The sequence below is a fragment of the Roseivivax sp. CAU 1753 genome (assembly GCF_054482575.1).
Genome location: NZ_JBTLRF010000002.1, coordinates 72,424 through 86,672, shown reverse-complemented (window position 1 = coordinate 86,672; position 14,249 = coordinate 72,424). Strand labels below are relative to the sequence as shown.

Here is a 14,249-nt window from a genome sequence, read left to right as displayed (position 1 = left end):
ACCGCAGATATTCCGCAAATTGTTGGAGAAAGATCATGGCAACCGTTGCCGTTACCGATGCCACTTTCGATCAGGAAGTGAAGAAATCCGATGTTCCCGTCGTGGTGGACTTCTGGGCCGAATGGTGTGGCCCCTGCAAGCAGATCGGTCCCGCGCTCGAAGAGCTGTCGGCCGAGTATGACGGCAAGATCAAGGTCGCCAAGATCGACGTCGACCAGAACCCCAATACCGCCGCTGCCATGGGCGTGCGCGGCATCCCTGCGCTGTTCATCTTCAAGAATGGCGAAGTGATCTCGAACCGCGCCGGTGCCGCCCCCAAGGCCGCGCTGAAGGGCTGGATCGACGACGCGATCTGATCGCACTCTGGCGATGACGGAATGGCCCCGCCCGCGTGCGGGGCTTTTTCGTGTCTGGCGCGGATCAGGGCCCGGTGCCGAACGCCGCTTCGGCCAACCGCACCAGCCCCCGGAAGCGGCGCTGTTCGGCACCGGTCTGCAGCGCCTCGGCGGGCAGCGTCTGCCAGTCGATGAGAACGCGCATGCGGCACAGGAAACCGACCGACGGATCGTCTGGCCCGACAAGGTCGTATCCGCGAAAGAACCCCGACAGGTCGACCCCCGGCAAGGCGCCGGTCGCAGGGTCGGGTGCAGCGTCGGGCGGGGCGATCAGCGCGCCGTAATGCACCGCAAGGCGGGCGATGTCATGGCCCACAGGCACCGCCGTGACGCTGCGCGGGTCAAGCCCGGTGACGCCGGTGTCGGCCACCAGAAGGTTGCGCAGGTTGAGGTCGCCATGCCCCAGCGCCGACACCGTCTCGCGGCGCTCGAAGTCCGGTGCCATGGCGCAAAGGGCCGCGACCGCATCGCACCAGACAACCGACCGTGGCGGCGCGGCACGCGCAGCGCTGCGCACCTCGTCGAACAGGCGGCCCAGATGCCGCACGGAATATTTCGGCTGGAAATTCCGCCGCTCGTCAAACCCCGCCCGATGCAACGCCGCGACCCAGCGCCCCGCCGCTGCCAGAATGGCCCCGTGGTCGGCATCCGGGGCGGCCAGCGCATCGTATAGCGTGGCCCCGTCGGCAAAGGTCATCAGCACCGATTGCGCGGCGCTGTCGACCGCCAAAATTTCCGGGAACCCGGCAAAGCGCCTCGATGCGTCGAGTTGCGCCGCGATATCCGACAGAAACGCCGCCTCGTCGCGGGGCCTGCGCACCTGCTTGAGCGCAAGCACCTCTGCGCCGCGCGTCACGCGCCACACCGCGCGGGCGCGGGCGGGATCGTCGCGCCGCGAGACCGGCGTCGCGTGCCAGCCGTCCGGGGCAAGACCCGCCTCGTCCGCGAGCCGCGCCCAGGTGTCGCCAAAGGCCTCTCGTGCCGAAATCGCCACCGTGTTTCCCCGCCAGTGATCGCCCAGCCCCCATGCCATCCGCTTGCGCCGCCGCTGTCCAGCCCCCATATGGCGGCGAGAGACAAAGGAGAGCGACATGGCCGACAACACGTTTCCCGGCTGGCACGGCACCACGATCATCGGCGTCCGCAAGGGCGGGCAGGTGGTGGTCGCGGGCGACGGACAGGTCAGCCTGGGCCAGACCGTGATCAAGGGCACGGCCCGCAAGGTGCGCCGCCTGTCGCCGGGCGGCTACGACGTGGTCGCGGGCTTTGCCGGATCGACCGCCGATGCCTTTACGCTGCTTGAACGGCTCGAGACCAAGCTCGAGGCCACGCCAGGGCAGTTGCAGCGTGCCAGCGTCGAGCTGGCCAAGGACTGGCGCACCGACAAGTACCTGCAGAAGCTCGAGGCGATGCTGATCGTGACCGACGGCAAGGATCTCTACGTCATCACCGGCGCGGGCGACGTGCTCGAGCCCGAGCATGACATCGCGGCCATCGGATCGGGTGGCAATTACGCGTTGGCCGCCGCGCGCGGGCTGATCGACACCGATCGCACCGCCGAGGACGTGGCGCGCCGCGCGATGCAGATCGCCAGCGAAATCTGCGTCTATACAAATGGCAACCTGACCGTTGAGACCATTGGCGGCTGATGCGCCGGGCGCACAAACTTGGATAAGTTTGTGCGGCACCGCCCCACGGGCGCGAAAGGATAATCCATGACTGACCTCACCCCCCGCGAAATCGTATCGGAGCTGGATCGCTTCATCATCGGCCAGAACGACGCCAAGCGCGCCGTTGCCGTGGCCCTGCGCAACCGCTGGCGGCGCAAGCAGCTGAGCGATGACCTGCGCGATGAAGTGTACCCCAAGAACATCCTGATGATCGGCCCCACCGGCGTCGGCAAGACCGAGATTTCGCGCCGCCTGGCAAAACTGGCCCGCGCGCCCTTCATCAAGGTCGAGGCGACCAAGTTCACCGAAGTGGGCTATGTCGGGCGCGACGTGGAACAGATCGTCCGCGATCTGGTCGATGCCGCCATCGCCCAGACCCGCGAATTCATGCGCGAGGATGTGAAAGCCGCAGCACACACCGCCGCCGAGGACAGGGTGATCGCCGCGATTGCAGGCGAGGACGCCCGCGAAGGCACCCGTGAACGGTTCCGCGAAAAGCTGCGGTCGGGCGAAATGGACGACACCGTGATCGAACTGGACGTCGCCGACACCGCATCGCCTTTCCCGATGATGGAAATCCCCGGCCAGCCCGGGATGGGGGCCATGGGCGGCGGCATGAACCTTGGCGATATCTTCGGCAAGGCCTTCGGTGGCCGCACCACGCGCAAGAAACTCAAGGTGTCGGAAAGCTACGAGCTGCTGATTGGCGAAGAGGCCGACAAGCTGCTCGATGACGAACAGGTCAAGCGCGAGGCGATCCATTCGGTCGAGCAGAACGGCATCGTCTTTCTCGACGAGATCGACAAGGTCTGCGCGCGGGCCGATGCCAAGGGCGGCGACGTGAGCCGCGAAGGCGTGCAGCGCGACCTCTTGCCGCTGATCGAGGGCACCACCGTGTCGACCAAACATGGCGCGGTGAAGACCGACCATATCCTGTTCATCGCATCGGGCGCGTTCCACATCGCCAAGCCGTCGGATCTGTTGCCGGAATTGCAGGGCCGCCTGCCGATCCGGGTCAACCTGCGCCCGCTGACCGAGGCGGATTTCGTCCGCATCCTGACCGAGACCGACAACGCGCTGACGCGGCAGTATACCGGCCTGATGGCAACCGAAGAGGTGACGGTGACCTTCACCGAAGACGGGATCGCCGCGTTGGCGCGGATCGCCGCCGAGGTTAACGAGGCCATCGAGAATATCGGCGCGCGGCGGCTTTACACGGTGATGGAACGGGTCTTCGAAGAGCTGTCGTTCAACGCCCCCGACAAGGCCGGGGAATCCGTCACCGTCGACGATGCCTTCGTCGAAAAGCACCTTGGCGATCTGTCCCGGTCGACGGATCTGAGCCGCTACGTGTTGTAGCGGCCCGGTGTTGGGCCTGAAGCGTTCACCGCATTCGGGTCGCGCGGCACCGTTCGCCAACAGAAAACGCCCCGAGAGCATTCGGGGCGTTTATCGTCTGGCCAACACCTGCGGGTCCGTCGGTCAGGCCGCCCACCAGCGTTCGGCAAAGCGGGCATTGTCCATCTGCCAGAGGTTGCCGATGGTCTCGGGGGTGCCGACCCTGCGCGTCACCGCCTGCAGCCAGTTGGCGAACACCGGAATGATCGCACCGCCATCGTCGCGCAGGATACGCTGCATCTCGGCGTACTGGTCGGCGCGTCGGGCGCTGTCGAGCTCGGCCCGGGCAGCGATCAGCAACGCGTGAAACCGGGCGCTGTCCTTGTCGCTCCAGACGGTCTCGTTCCACGGCACGCCCAGGCCATAGCCGGTCGAGAACATCCAGTCCTCGGTTGCGCGGCCCGCCCAGTAGCTGGCGCGCCACGGCTTGCGGGTCCAGGCGTCCGACCAGTAGCCATCGGCGGATTCGGGCATCACGTTGATCTGGATGCCGCTTGCCGAGGCGGACGACCGGAAGAGTTGCGCCGCCCCCTCCGCGCCCTCGAAGGCGGCGGAGGACACCGACAGGTCGATGCTCAGCGTGTCCAGACCCGCCTGCCGAAGGTAGAATCGCGCCTTGTCGGGGTCGAAGGGGGCCGGTTCGAGATCGGCCATGTACTGGTTGGCCGGACCGATCGGGCTGTCAAAAGCGACCTGGCCATGCCCGCGCAGCAGCTTGTCGACCATGTCCTGCCGGTCGATGCCGTGCTTGAGCGCGCGGCGCAGGCAAGCGTTGTCGAAGGGCGCGGTGTCGGTCCGCATCGGGAAGGCAACGTGCTGGTTGCCTGTGGCCTCCTGAAGCCTGACCTGCGGGTTGGCCTTCAGCCGCGACAAGGACTGCGCGTCGACCCGGTTGATGGCGTCGACCTGACCGGCCATCAGCGCCCGCATCCGCGCGGACGGGTCGTTCATGGCCAACAGCTCGATCCTGTCAAACCAGCCCGACTGGCCGTCCTTGTAGTGGCCATCGACACGGCGACCGACAAAGCGCACCCCGGGCTCGAAACTGGAGACCGCGTAAAGACCGGTGCCGATACCGTCCGCGATGGCCTCTTCGATCTGACCTGCGGGATAGATCAGCAGATGGTAGTCCGACATCAGGTAGGGGAAATCGGCATTGCCGGACTGCAGCGTGAACTGCACCTGATGAGTGCCCAGCTTTTTCATCTCGGTGATCGCCGAGACGATGGGCCGGGCCGCCGACCCCGACCCAGGGGCGACGTGCATCCGAAGCGACGCGATGACGTCATCCGCCCCGAAAGCCTTGCCATTGTGGAAGCGCACGCCGCGCCGCAGGTTGAAGGTCCAGGTCCTGGCGTCGGCGCTGGCCTCCCAGTCGGTGGCCAGTTCGCCCACAAGACTGCCGTTGGCCGACACTTCGGTCAGGCAGTCGAACACCGCGCCCTGCGCCGCCGCCTGCATGAAGATATCCGTGTGGGTCCGCGCGTCCCAGTTGTCAGACGTGTTGGCCCCCGACAGCGCCACGATCAGGCCACCGCCGCGCGTTGCCCCTTGCGCGCGCAGGGGCAGACCGGTGGCGGCCAGGACACCGGCTGCGGCACCGCTGCGCAGAAGTCTGCGTCGTGAGATACGTGTCATCGCCAGCTTCCCTGCCGTCTCGACGGTCGTTTGTGGTCTTCCATCCGGTCGCATGCGCCTGTCCCGCACGTCCCGACGCGCGGCCCGACGGCCAGTCGACCGATCGCGGATCCCACACCATAACTTGAGGCCATCCCGGCGGTTTGCCAAGGGCGCGGGCCGACGTCCGCGACAAGTTGATCGGAGGCAAGGGGTGGAAGACCCCGATTTCGCTAGAGTGACAGGGTGTCCATCGCGCGGACCAACTCGGCGCTGATGCCGGGTTCGGACAGGGCGTGGCCCGCGTTCCGGATCATGCGCAGGTCGGCCCCGCCCCAGCGCCGCGCCAGCTCCCAGGCGCGTGCGGGCGGGCAGATCATGTCATAGCGGCCCTGCACGATGACACCGGGAATGTCCTTGATGCGGTCGATATTGTTCAGGATCCAGCCATCTTCGGACAGAAAGCCGCGATGGGTGAAATAGTGGTTCTCAAGCCGGGCAAAGGCGCGCGCATAGTCGCCCGGTGCCTCGCCGCCCGATCCGTTCGAATGGATCGAGGCCAACGCGTTTTCCCAGGACGACCAGGCGCGGGCATATTGCGTCTCGATGCGCAGATCGCCGGAAAACAGCCGCCGGTGATAGGCCGCGATCATGTCGTCGCGTTCGTCCTGCGGAATGAGATCGCGGAACCGCGCCCAGGTTTCGGGCCAGAACTGCCCGGCACCGCCGCCATAGAACCAGTCCAGTTCGGTCTGGGTCATCAGAAAAACCCCACGCAGCACCAGCTGGCGCACCGCCTCCGGGTGCGAGATCGCGTAGATCAGCGCCAGCGTCGCCCCCCAGGAGCCGCCGAAGACGATGAACCGGTCAATCCCCAGTTCGGTGCGAATCAGTTCGATATCCGCAATCAGATCCCAGGTGGTGTTGTCCGTCACGCTGGCATGCGGGCGCGACCGTCCGCACCCGCGCTGGTCGAACAGGATCACGCGATAGACCTCGGGGTCGAAATAGCGCCGCATCGCCGGGCTGCAGCCGCCACCGGGGCCGCCATGCAGCACGATCACCGGCACGCCGCGGGGGTTGCCGCATTGTTCCACATAGACGGTGTGTCCGCCCGATACCTGAAGCATCCGCTGGTCGAAGGCATCGATCGGCGGGTAGAGATATTGCACGGCGCGCTTTTGACCCAGTTCTTTGTCCATATCTCTCCTATATGAGAGAAAATGTCCGGATGACCATGAGATTTTGCCAATGAATGCCAGCACACAGCCCGCCAGCGTCGACCCCGCCGAGGTCGCGAAATTCGAAGCCATGGCCGCGGAGTGGTGGGATCCCAAGGGCAAGTTCCAGCCCCTGCACGAGATGAACCCCTGCAGGCTGGATTACCTGACCCGCCAGATCGCCGGGGAATTCGACCGCGATCTGAACGCCAGGGCGCCGTTTTCCGGGCTGCGTATCCTCGATATCGGGTGCGGCGGCGGGCTGCTGGCCGAACCCATGGCGCGGCTCGGGGCCGAGGTGACGGGCATCGACGCCGCCGGTGGCAACATTCCCGTCGCGCGCGCGCATGCCGCGCAAGAGGGGCTGGAGATCGACTACCGGCACACCAGCGCCGAGGCGCTTCTGGCCGAAGGGGCGCATTTCGATGTGGTGATGTCGCTCGAGGTGGTCGAACACGTGGCCGACCCCAGGGCCTTCCTGCGCGTCTGTTCGGACCTCGCGCGGCCGGGCGGGCTCTGCCTTGTCTCGACCCTGAACCGGACGGCGAAGTCCTTTGCGGCGGCGATCCTCGGGGCCGAATGGATCATGCGCTGGCTGCCCAAGGGCACCCATGACTGGTCGAAATTCATCACCCCCGACGAATTGGCGGCGATGATCGACACCACCGACCTCGAAGTGGTGGACCGCAAGGGGCTGGTGTTCGATCCCCTGCGCTGGGACTGGCACATCTCGGATCGCGACCTGTCGGTGAATTACGCCATGGCGGCGGTCAAGGCCGGCTAATTCGGCCCCAAGAACGCGCGGTCATGGGTCAGCGATGGCACCTTGCGCCGCGCATCCTGCACCGCCTTCAGGTCAAGATCGACGACGAACACACCGGTCTCCTCGCCCGCGTCGAGCAGCACCTCACCCCAGGGCGAGACCACCATCGAATGCCCGTAGGTCCGACGCTCCTTGCCGCGGCTGGCCCGGTGCGTGCCCACCTGCGCCGCCGCGATCACGAAAGACCCGGTTTCGATGGCGCGTGCGCGCAGCAGCGGCGACCAGTGCATCGGTCCGGTCGCGGTAGAGAAGGCGGAAGGCACGGTCAGGATCTCGGCCCCCGCCTGCGCCAGTGCCCGGTAGAGATAGGCGAAGCGCAAATCATAGCAGATGCTGAGGCCGATCCTGCCGAACGGCGTTTCCGCCAGCACCGCCCGGTCGCCCGGCGCATAGCCCGCGCTTTCACGGTAGGTCTCGGACTCCGACACCGCGACATCGAACATGTGCATCTTGTCGTAGCGCGCCGCGATCCCGCCATCGGGCGTGATCAGGAAGGACCGGTTGACGAACCGCGTCTCGGGCGGCGCGGATTTCAGCGCCAGCGATCCCGCCGACAGCCAGATGCGGTGGTCCGCCGCCGCCGCGCGCAAACCGGCCAGAACCGGGTCTTCGGCTTCGTGGCGCAACACCTCGGTCTGCCGGGTCCGGCTGGCCGAGACGCAATTCGACACCTCGGGCGTGAAGACCATGTCGGCCCCCCGCGCCGCCGCGTCGGCCACCAGACCGCGCAGCAGCACCAGGTTCTCCGCCGGATCGTCCGACGCGGTGATCTGCAGAAGCGCGGCCCTCACTGGGCCAGAAGCGCGTCGAGCTTGCCCGCCCTCTCGAGCGCATAAAGCTCATCGCATCCGCCCACATGGGTGTCGCCGATAAATATTTGCGGCACCGTGCGGCCGCCATGGGCGCGCTGGATCATCTCGGGCTTGCGCTTGGGCTGCGCCATGACGTCGATCTCGGTGAAACTGGCGTTCTTCTGGTTCAGAAGACGCTTGGCGGCGTGGCAAAAGCCACAGAGCGGGGATGTGTAGATGTCGATTTGCGGCATGTGATCTCTCCTGATGCGCGTTTGTCAGGGATCTAGGTATCCTTTGCAACGCGTGCCAGCGCGACAACGCAGACCGAGTGTGCGCCCGCCACATAGGCAGCCTGGGTCGCCGCCGCCATCGTCGCCCCCGATGTCATTACATCGTCGACGATCAGCACCGCCTTGCCCGTCAGGAACGCGCCACGCCCGGGATGGGGCGCGATGGCGTCCTGAAGCGCGCGAAACCGGGCATCGCGGGTCAAACCGTCAAGGTTCGGCGTGCGCCGTCTGCGCCGCAAGGCATCATTGCAGACGGGGCTGCCGGTTTCCCTGCCCAGCGCCGTGGCCAGAAGCGCGGACTGATTGTAGCGCCGCCTGAGCAGGCGAAAAGGATGCAGCGGCACCGGCACGATCACTGTATCCGGGCAAACCAGATCGCGGGCCGCCCGCGCGAGCCACTGGCCCGCCGGACCGGCGATGTCGTGGCGATCCGCGTGTTTCAGCTTCAGCACCAGATCCCGCGCGCGCCCGGAATAGACCAGCGCCGCGCGCCCCTGCCGCCACGGGCGCGCGATGGTCAGACAGTCGTCGCACGACCCCACAGCCTCAACGTCCCCGGGCAGCGGTGTGCCGCACCGGTCGCAGGCCGCCCCGACAATGAACGGCGTTTCGCGCCAGCATGTCCCGCAGAGCGCGCCGCTCGCCTCGGTCAGACCGCCGCAACACAGGCAGGACGGCGGAAACACCGCATCCATCAATGTTTGCATGAGCGTGCCCTGCACCCTATCTCCTCCGCATGGCAAAGACCCCGATCCTGACCGACCGCCGCGCGCTGGATGCGCATCGCGCCCGCATGCGCGCCAATCCCGCCCTGTTCCTGCAGGAAGCTGCGGCGGACGACATCCAGGATCGCCTGCTGATGGTTAACAGGGTGTTTACAGCGCCCGCCGTCGTGACCCCCTTCCCCGGGATCTGGGCCGAGCGAATGCCCGATGCCACATGCGTCGCCGACACCGAGGTGCTGGACCTGCGCGAGGGCGCGCATGACCTGGTGATCCACGCGTTGAGCCTGCACTGGGCGAACGATCCGGTCGGGCAGGTGATCCAGTGCCGCCGCGCGCTGAAGCCGGACGGGCTTTTCCTCGGGGTGGCCTTCGGCGGCCAGACCCTGACGGAACTGCGCGCCGCCCTCGGTCAGGCCGAGATCGAGATCGCGGGAGGCCTCAGCCCACGGGTGGCCCCGATGGCCGATATCCGCGATCTGGGGGCCTTGCTGCAGCGTGCGGGCCTTGCCCTGCCCGTGGCCGACGCGATCCCGCTGCGCACCAGCTACCGGTCGGCGTTGCACCTGATGCAGGATCTGCGCGCCATGGGCGAGACCAATGCGCTGGACGCGCGGCTGCGTCATTTCACTCCCGGGGCCGTCATTCGCCGGGCCGCAGAGCTCTATGACGCGGCCAATCGCACCGACGATGGCCGGGTGACTGCGACCTACGAACTGGTGACACTGACCGGCTGGGCCCCCGACGAAAGCCAGCCCAGGCCGCTGCGCCCCGGGTCCGCCACCGCCAGCCTTGCCGATGCGCTGGGCACGCGGGAAACCAAGCTCAGCGATTGACCCCCGGACAAGAGAGGTTACTTACGGTCCGAACCCGCAAGCATGCCAACAGATAGGGGCAATGAAATGCTCGATGCAACAAACGCCGCGGTGCGCCCGCCGCATGCGCCAGCCGATCATCCCAAGGTGTCGGCGGGCAAGATCGGTATCCTCGTGGCAAATCTCGGCACGCCGGACAATCACGACTACTGGTCGATGCGGCGCTACCTGAACGAATTCCTGTCGGACCGGCGGGTGATCGACTATTCGCCCTGGCTCTGGCAACCGCTGCTGCAACTCATCATCCTGACCAAGCGCCCCTTCACCTCGGGCGCGGCCTACAAGTCGATCTGGAACGAGGCGCAGAACGAGAGTCCGCTGATGACGATCACCAAGGCCCAGACCGCCAAGATCGCGGCCCGGATGCAGGACGCCTATGGCGACCGCGTGATGGTCGATTTCTGCATGCGCTATGGCAACCCGTCGACCAAGTCGAAAGTCCGCGAAATGGTCGCTGCCGGATGCCGACAGATCCTGTTCTTCCCGCTTTATCCGCAATACGCCGGTGCCACCTCGGCCACCGCCAACGACGCGTTTTTCCGCGCCCTGATGGACGAAAAGTGGCAACCGACCGCGCGCACGGTCGATCCCTATTTCGACCATCCGAAATACATCGAGGCGCTGGCCCGGTCGATCGAGACCGCCTACGCCAAGATGGAGACGCGGCCCGACATCCTTGTCTGTTCCTATCACGGCGTGCCGGTACGCTACCTGATGGAGGGCGATCCCTATCACTGCCAGTGCCAGAAGACGACGCGCCTGCTGAAAGAACGGCTGGGCTGGGCCGATACCGAGATCACCACCACCTTCCAGTCGCGATTCGGCCCCGAGGAATGGCTGCAGCCCTACACCGTCGAAGAGGTGGCGCGGCTGGCCCGCGAAGACGGCAAGACGAACATCGCCGTCTGCGCGCCCGCCTTTTCGGCCGATTGCATCGAAACGCTGGAAGAGATCAACGAAGAGATCAAGGAAAGCTTCGAAGAGGCGGGCGGCGAGCATTTCACCTATATTCCCTGCCTCAACGACGATGACGCCCATATCGAAGCGCTGTGCACGGTCATCGATGAAAGCCTGTCGGGATGGTTGACAGATCCGGCCAGCCAGGAAGCCAAGATCAGCATCGGCTGACCGGGCTGGCGGGCGGTGATCTGCGGGTGACGTTGGCGCCGGAATGTTTCGGCGCCATCAAGACTTGGTATGGTCTCTGGCGAGACGCGGCGCTGCCCCTTACGTTTCCAGGGCATTGGAGACCTTGGTAATGGACAGCATCCTTTCCCGGACGGGCCGTGCGATGGCAGGCTGGCTGGCCGAGCGGCAGCCCGGCACCGACTATGCCACCCCGCCGAACTTCGAGACCCTGCACCAGACGTTGCGTCCCGGCGACGTGCTGCTTGTCGAGGGCCAGGCGCATATCTCGACGGCGATCAAGTACCTGACGCAGTCCACCTGGTCGCACGCGGCGCTGTATACCGGGTCGATTCCCGGCCACGAAGCACCCGATGGCACCCCGCACGAACTTGTCGAGGCGGTGGTCGAGGCTGGCTGCATTTCGGTGCCGCTGGCGAAATATGCCCATCACCACACCCGGATCTGTCGCCCCGTGGGGCTGAACAGCGTCGAGCGGCAGCAGGTCGTGGATTTCATGATCGACCGGATCGGTCTGTCCTACGACATGCGCAACATCATCGATCTGCTGCGCTATTTCATCCCGACGCCACCCGTGCCGACGCCGTGGCGGCGGCGCATGCTGTCGCTGGGGTCGGGGGATCCGACGCGGGCGATCTGCTCATCGTTGATCGCGCAGGCGTTCCAGTCGGTGAAGTATCCGATTCTGCCGCGAATCGAGGTGTCGGGTCAGAGCAATGCCGCGCGCGAAATCCTGCATATCCGGCACCACAGCCTGTTCGCGCCGCGGGATTTCGACATTTCGCCCTATTTCGACATCATCAAGCCCAGCATCGCGCGGGGCTTCAACCCGCATGGCGTGGAATGGGCCGCGCGGGACGCCGAAACCGCCTAGCGCAACAAAAAAAGGCGGCGCCGAAGCACCGCCTTTTCCCGTTGGTTCGTGAGAACCGGATCAGTCGGACGCGAGAGCTGCGGCGACGAGCGCGAGCAGGATCAGCGGAACGATGATGGCGGCCGAGGACGACTGCTGACGGGTCTCTTCGACAATCACGACGGGCTCCATAACCACGTCATTTTTTGCGTAGGAACCGGCCATTGCCGACGAGCCAGCTGCTGCGATTGCGGCGGCGAGTGCGAGTTTCTTCATAACTATCCTCCAGATAACTGCTTGCGGGGCGCATTTACCCTGCAAGCACCCAAGACTAAACCTCGTGATTTGTTCTAACCAGCTTCCCCGTGCGATTGCAAACGCAACATGAAAAGCGGAAACCGCGGGCCGCCTTGTTGTCGTCAAATTAGCAACACTTGTGTGCCCACGTTGGCCAGCCCGTACAGCTCTTCGATGTGCTGGTTGTAAAGGCCGATGCAGCCATTCGAAGACCGACGCCCGATCTTGCGCGTGTCATGCGTGCCGTGGATGCGGTAATAGGTCCAGCTGAGGTGCAGCGCGCGCGTGCCAAGCGGGTTGTCGGGGCCCGGTGCCACGTAGTCCGGCCATTCGGGGTTGCGCTCTTTCATCGACGGCGTCGGCCGCCAGTCAGGCGCCGGATCCTTCAGGATCACCTTGGTCCGTCCGCGGCGCGTCAGGTCTTCGGTCAGCGGTACGGACGTGGGATAGAGCTTGTAGATCGACTTGTCCTGCGACCAGTAATGCAGCGCCCGGCTCTGGATATCGACAAGGATCGCGCCGTTGTCGGTGTTCGAGAAATAGGGCTGCCAGTCGAGCGTCCGGAAGCTCGAGATGTTGCGACGCACGACACCCGACAGGTCGCGCTCCACCTCGGTGGTGGCGGCGCCGGTCACGCTTTGGGCGAGGGCGGGGGCGGCCAGCACGGTGGCGGTGCTGCCGACAAGGAATGCGCGACGCGTCTGGCGCAGCGGTGCCTTGGATGTCATTGGTACATCTCCTTCATGGAAATACGTGTATCATCGTTTCACATATGGCGCGGAAGCCGCAGTCGCAATTCAAACTCCCGTGCGCAGGCAAGCTCACGCCGATGTGGGTTTGATAAGCAACGACGCATATTCTAAGGCATTTCGGGTCGCATTGATAGAATAGGTAGTCTGCCATGTCCCGCGCCTCGCTTTTGATCGCCTCTGTCGCGCTTGCCGCCCTCGGGGCCTGCACGGGGTCGCCGCCGGCAGAGCAGCAGCTGGGTCCCGATGGCCTGCCGCTGCCGACATTGTACCGCATCAGCGCCCAGAGCCAGAACCGCATCGAGATCCGGATGCTGGACGCGGTGAATGCCCTGCGGACGGAAGCGGGCCAGCCGCAGTTGCAATACAGCGCGGCCCTGAACGCCTCTGCGGCCACCCATTCGCGCGACATGTCGGCGCAGAACAGGCCTTGGCATTTCGGCTCCGACGGCTCTTCTCCGGTCGATCGCGCCCGACGCGTCGGCTATGGCGGCGAGGTCAAGGGTGAAGCGATTTCCGAGACTTACGAGACCGAGCTGCAGACGCTGGCGGCCTGGATGGAAGAGCCCGCGACGCGCAACGTGATCCTGTCGCCCGAGGCGCGCGACATGGGATTCGCCTGGTTCCAGGAAACCAATGGCAAGATCTGGTGGACCCTGGTCACCGGCGGACCCGCCTCGGCGGGAACCGCCGGTCCGGTGCTGTCGTCGTCAGGTACGCTGCCCCTGACGCAACTCTGAGACCGCGCCGCGAAGTCCCGGGTCAGGCCCGGGACACGACCGCCGGTGACACCGGTGCTGCCCCTGTCAGGTCGCCCGAGCCGGACCGCCCGATCAAAGACCCGCCCGATCAAAGACTGCGTCGGATCTAGGGCTGTATCAGAATCGGTGTCCCGTCGCGCACCATCGCGTAGACATTCTCGATCTCGCGATTCTTCACCGCGATGCAGCCCCAGGTCCAGTCAGAGCGCGGATGCGCCTTGTTACCCTTGGGCGGGCCGCCGTGGATGAAAATGTCGCCGCCCGGTGAAAACCCCAGGGCACGGGCCTCTTCGATATCCTGTTCGTTCGGGTACGAAATGCCGATCGACAGGTGGAAGTTCGAGTTCGGGTTGCGTTTGTCGATGGTGTAGAGGCCCTCGGGCGTCTTGCCGTCGCCTTCGATCTTCTTGTCACCGGTCGGTGCGAAGCCAAGGCCGATGGGATACTGCTTGAGCACCTCGTCATGGTGCAGCAGGAACATCCGCCGTTGGCCCTTGTCGACGATGACCTGCGTCACTTCCGGCCCGTTATACGTCTTGAACTTGCTGCTGCAGGCCGTCAGCCCGAAGGCCAGCAGGCAGGCGCAAAGTAGTCTGATGATTGTCACTGTTCCGCTCGCTCTTTTTTGCCGGAACGTAG

17 protein-coding genes are annotated in these 14,249 nt (G+C 65.5%); 8 read left to right on the top strand and 9 right to left on the bottom strand.

All coding sequences use genetic code 11. The annotated features are described in order from the left end of the window. The first annotated feature begins 35 nt into the window (after nt 1-35). The gene (gene trxA / locus ACXYMN_RS05325; protein ID WP_459012459.1) at nt 36-356 is read left to right on the top strand and encodes a thioredoxin; all 321 of its coding nucleotides are present in this window, start codon (nt 36-38) and stop codon (nt 354-356) included. A gap of 64 nt (nt 357-420) precedes the next feature. Here trxA and ACXYMN_RS05320 read toward each other — a convergent pair whose 3' ends face one another. After that, nucleotides 421-1,488 carry a phosphotransferase family protein gene (locus ACXYMN_RS05320; protein ID WP_459012458.1) on the bottom strand — a complete coding sequence of 356 codons (1,068 nt, stop codon included), beginning with the start codon at nt 1,486-1,488 and terminating at the stop codon, nt 421-423. Here ACXYMN_RS05320 and hslV point away from each other — a divergent pair. Together hslV and hslU are read left to right on the top strand one after the other, a co-directional pair. Next, nucleotides 1,487-2,044 (top strand): ATP-dependent protease subunit HslV, encoded by a 558-nt coding sequence (hslV, locus tag ACXYMN_RS05315; protein WP_459012457.1) that lies wholly within the window; start codon nt 1,487-1,489, stop codon nt 2,042-2,044. The genes ACXYMN_RS05320 and hslV overlap by 2 nt on opposite strands. A 66-nt stretch (nt 2,045-2,110) precedes the next feature. Then, on the top strand, nt 2,111-3,424 hold the full coding sequence (gene hslU, locus ACXYMN_RS05310) for an ATP-dependent protease ATPase subunit HslU (protein ID WP_459012456.1): 1,314 nt from the start codon (nt 2,111-2,113) through the stop codon (nt 3,422-3,424). A 123-nt stretch (nt 3,425-3,547) separates the two neighbouring features. Here the strand turns inward: hslU and ACXYMN_RS05305 are convergent, their stop codons facing one another. Continuing rightward, complete coding sequence (locus ACXYMN_RS05305) at nt 3,548-5,101, bottom strand: ABC transporter substrate-binding protein (protein ID WP_459012455.1); 1,554 nt, start codon at nt 5,099-5,101, stop codon at nt 3,548-3,550. Between the two features lie 212 nt (nt 5,102-5,313). Further along, nucleotides 5,314-6,282 (bottom strand): prolyl aminopeptidase, encoded by a 969-nt coding sequence (gene pip, locus ACXYMN_RS05300; protein WP_459012453.1) that lies wholly within the window; start codon nt 6,280-6,282, stop codon nt 5,314-5,316. A gap of 49 nt (nt 6,283-6,331) precedes the next feature. Here pip and ubiG point away from each other — a divergent pair, with 49 nt between their 5' ends. Continuing rightward, nucleotides 6,332-7,084: a bifunctional 2-polyprenyl-6-hydroxyphenol methylase/3-demethylubiquinol 3-O-methyltransferase UbiG gene (gene ubiG / locus ACXYMN_RS05295; protein WP_459012452.1), complete on the top strand. Its 753-nt coding sequence runs from the start codon at nt 6,332-6,334 to the stop codon at nt 7,082-7,084. Here the strand turns inward: ubiG and ACXYMN_RS05290 are convergent. Genes ACXYMN_RS05290 through ACXYMN_RS05280 form a run of 3 tightly spaced genes read right to left on the bottom strand, consistent with a single transcriptional unit; the run spans nt 7,081 to nt 8,914 of the window. Beyond that, nucleotides 7,081-7,914 (bottom strand): carbon-nitrogen hydrolase family protein, encoded by an 834-nt coding sequence (locus tag ACXYMN_RS05290; RefSeq protein WP_459012450.1) that lies wholly within the window; start codon nt 7,912-7,914, stop codon nt 7,081-7,083. The genes ubiG and ACXYMN_RS05290 overlap by 4 nt on opposite strands. Further along, the gene (gene grxC / locus ACXYMN_RS05285) at nt 7,911-8,168 is read right to left on the bottom strand and encodes a glutaredoxin 3 (RefSeq protein WP_459012448.1); all 258 of its coding nucleotides are present in this window, start codon (nt 8,166-8,168) and stop codon (nt 7,911-7,913) included. Before grxC ends, ACXYMN_RS05290 begins: the two co-directional genes overlap by 4 nt. A gap of 32 nt (nt 8,169-8,200) precedes the next feature. Next, nucleotides 8,201-8,914 (bottom strand): ComF family protein, encoded by a 714-nt coding sequence (locus ACXYMN_RS05280; protein ID WP_459012447.1) that lies wholly within the window; start codon nt 8,912-8,914, stop codon nt 8,201-8,203. A 29-nt stretch (nt 8,915-8,943) separates the two neighbouring features. Between ACXYMN_RS05280 and ACXYMN_RS05275 the strand changes: the two genes are divergently transcribed. From ACXYMN_RS05275 to ACXYMN_RS05265, 3 genes are all read left to right on the top strand, one after another. Further along, nucleotides 8,944-9,765 carry a methyltransferase domain-containing protein gene (locus tag ACXYMN_RS05275; protein WP_459012445.1) on the top strand — a complete coding sequence of 274 codons (822 nt, stop codon included), beginning with the start codon at nt 8,944-8,946 and terminating at the stop codon, nt 9,763-9,765. Nucleotides 9,766-9,831: 66 nt separating this feature from the next. Next, on the top strand, nt 9,832-10,932 hold the full coding sequence (gene hemH / locus ACXYMN_RS05270; protein WP_459012444.1) for a ferrochelatase: 1,101 nt from the start codon (nt 9,832-9,834) through the stop codon (nt 10,930-10,932). A gap of 130 nt (nt 10,933-11,062) precedes the next feature. After that, entirely contained in the window at nt 11,063-11,824 is a 762-nt protein-coding gene (locus ACXYMN_RS05265) for a YiiX/YebB-like N1pC/P60 family cysteine hydrolase (protein ID WP_459012442.1), read from the top strand. 60 nt (nt 11,825-11,884) lie between these two features. Here ACXYMN_RS05265 and ACXYMN_RS05260 read toward each other — a convergent pair whose 3' ends face one another. Both ACXYMN_RS05260 and ACXYMN_RS05255 read right to left on the bottom strand, forming a co-directional pair. Beyond that, nucleotides 11,885-12,079, bottom strand: coding sequence for a ferrochelatase (locus ACXYMN_RS05260; protein ID WP_459012441.1), 195 nt, complete (start codon nt 12,077-12,079; stop codon nt 11,885-11,887). Nucleotides 12,080-12,222: 143 nt separating this feature from the next. Continuing rightward, nucleotides 12,223-12,828, bottom strand: coding sequence for a L,D-transpeptidase (locus tag ACXYMN_RS05255; RefSeq protein ID WP_459012440.1), 606 nt, complete (start codon nt 12,826-12,828; stop codon nt 12,223-12,225). A gap of 173 nt (nt 12,829-13,001) precedes the next feature. On the opposite strand from ACXYMN_RS05255, the gene dalA reads away from it, so the two are divergent. Then, on the top strand, nt 13,002-13,589 hold the full coding sequence (gene dalA, locus ACXYMN_RS05250; protein WP_459012439.1) for a divisome-associated lipoprotein DalA: 588 nt from the start codon (nt 13,002-13,004) through the stop codon (nt 13,587-13,589). Nucleotides 13,590-13,716: 127 nt separating this feature from the next. On the opposite strand, the gene ACXYMN_RS05245 is transcribed toward dalA, so the two are convergent. After that, nucleotides 13,717-14,217 (bottom strand): L,D-transpeptidase family protein, encoded by a 501-nt coding sequence (locus ACXYMN_RS05245; protein WP_459012438.1) that lies wholly within the window; start codon nt 14,215-14,217, stop codon nt 13,717-13,719. Nucleotides 14,218-14,249 lie beyond the last annotated feature (32 nt).

What these genes read in the sequence shown, in the direction of transcription:
- trxA (WP_459012459.1), top strand. Translation starts at nt 36, where the DNA reads ATGGCAACCGTTGCCGTTACCGATGCCACTTTCGATCAGGAAGTGAAG.
- hslV (WP_459012457.1), top strand. Translation starts at nt 1,487, where the DNA reads ATGGCCGACAACACGTTTCCCGGCTGGCACGGCACCACGATCATCGGC.
- ACXYMN_RS05320 (WP_459012458.1), bottom strand. Translation starts at nt 1,488, where the DNA reads ATGTCGCTCTCCTTTGTCTCTCGCCGCCATATGGGGGCTGGACAGCGG.
- hslU (WP_459012456.1), top strand. Translation starts at nt 2,111, where the DNA reads ATGACTGACCTCACCCCCCGCGAAATCGTATCGGAGCTGGATCGCTTC.
- ACXYMN_RS05305 (WP_459012455.1), bottom strand. Translation starts at nt 5,101, where the DNA reads ATGACACGTATCTCACGACGCAGACTTCTGCGCAGCGGTGCCGCAGCC.
- pip (WP_459012453.1), bottom strand. Translation starts at nt 6,282, where the DNA reads ATGGACAAAGAACTGGGTCAAAAGCGCGCCGTGCAATATCTCTACCCG.
- ubiG (WP_459012452.1), top strand. Translation starts at nt 6,332, where the DNA reads ATGAATGCCAGCACACAGCCCGCCAGCGTCGACCCCGCCGAGGTCGCG.
- grxC (WP_459012448.1), bottom strand. Translation starts at nt 8,168, where the DNA reads ATGCCGCAAATCGACATCTACACATCCCCGCTCTGTGGCTTTTGCCAC.
- ACXYMN_RS05280 (WP_459012447.1), bottom strand. Translation starts at nt 8,914, where the DNA reads ATGCAAACATTGATGGATGCGGTGTTTCCGCCGTCCTGCCTGTGTTGC.
- ACXYMN_RS05275 (WP_459012445.1), top strand. Translation starts at nt 8,944, where the DNA reads ATGGCAAAGACCCCGATCCTGACCGACCGCCGCGCGCTGGATGCGCAT.
- hemH (WP_459012444.1), top strand. Translation starts at nt 9,832, where the DNA reads ATGCTCGATGCAACAAACGCCGCGGTGCGCCCGCCGCATGCGCCAGCC.
- ACXYMN_RS05265 (WP_459012442.1), top strand. Translation starts at nt 11,063, where the DNA reads ATGGACAGCATCCTTTCCCGGACGGGCCGTGCGATGGCAGGCTGGCTG.
- ACXYMN_RS05260 (WP_459012441.1), bottom strand. Translation starts at nt 12,079, where the DNA reads ATGAAGAAACTCGCACTCGCCGCCGCAATCGCAGCAGCTGGCTCGTCG.
- ACXYMN_RS05255 (WP_459012440.1), bottom strand. Translation starts at nt 12,828, where the DNA reads ATGACATCCAAGGCACCGCTGCGCCAGACGCGTCGCGCATTCCTTGTC.
- dalA (WP_459012439.1), top strand. Translation starts at nt 13,002, where the DNA reads ATGTCCCGCGCCTCGCTTTTGATCGCCTCTGTCGCGCTTGCCGCCCTC.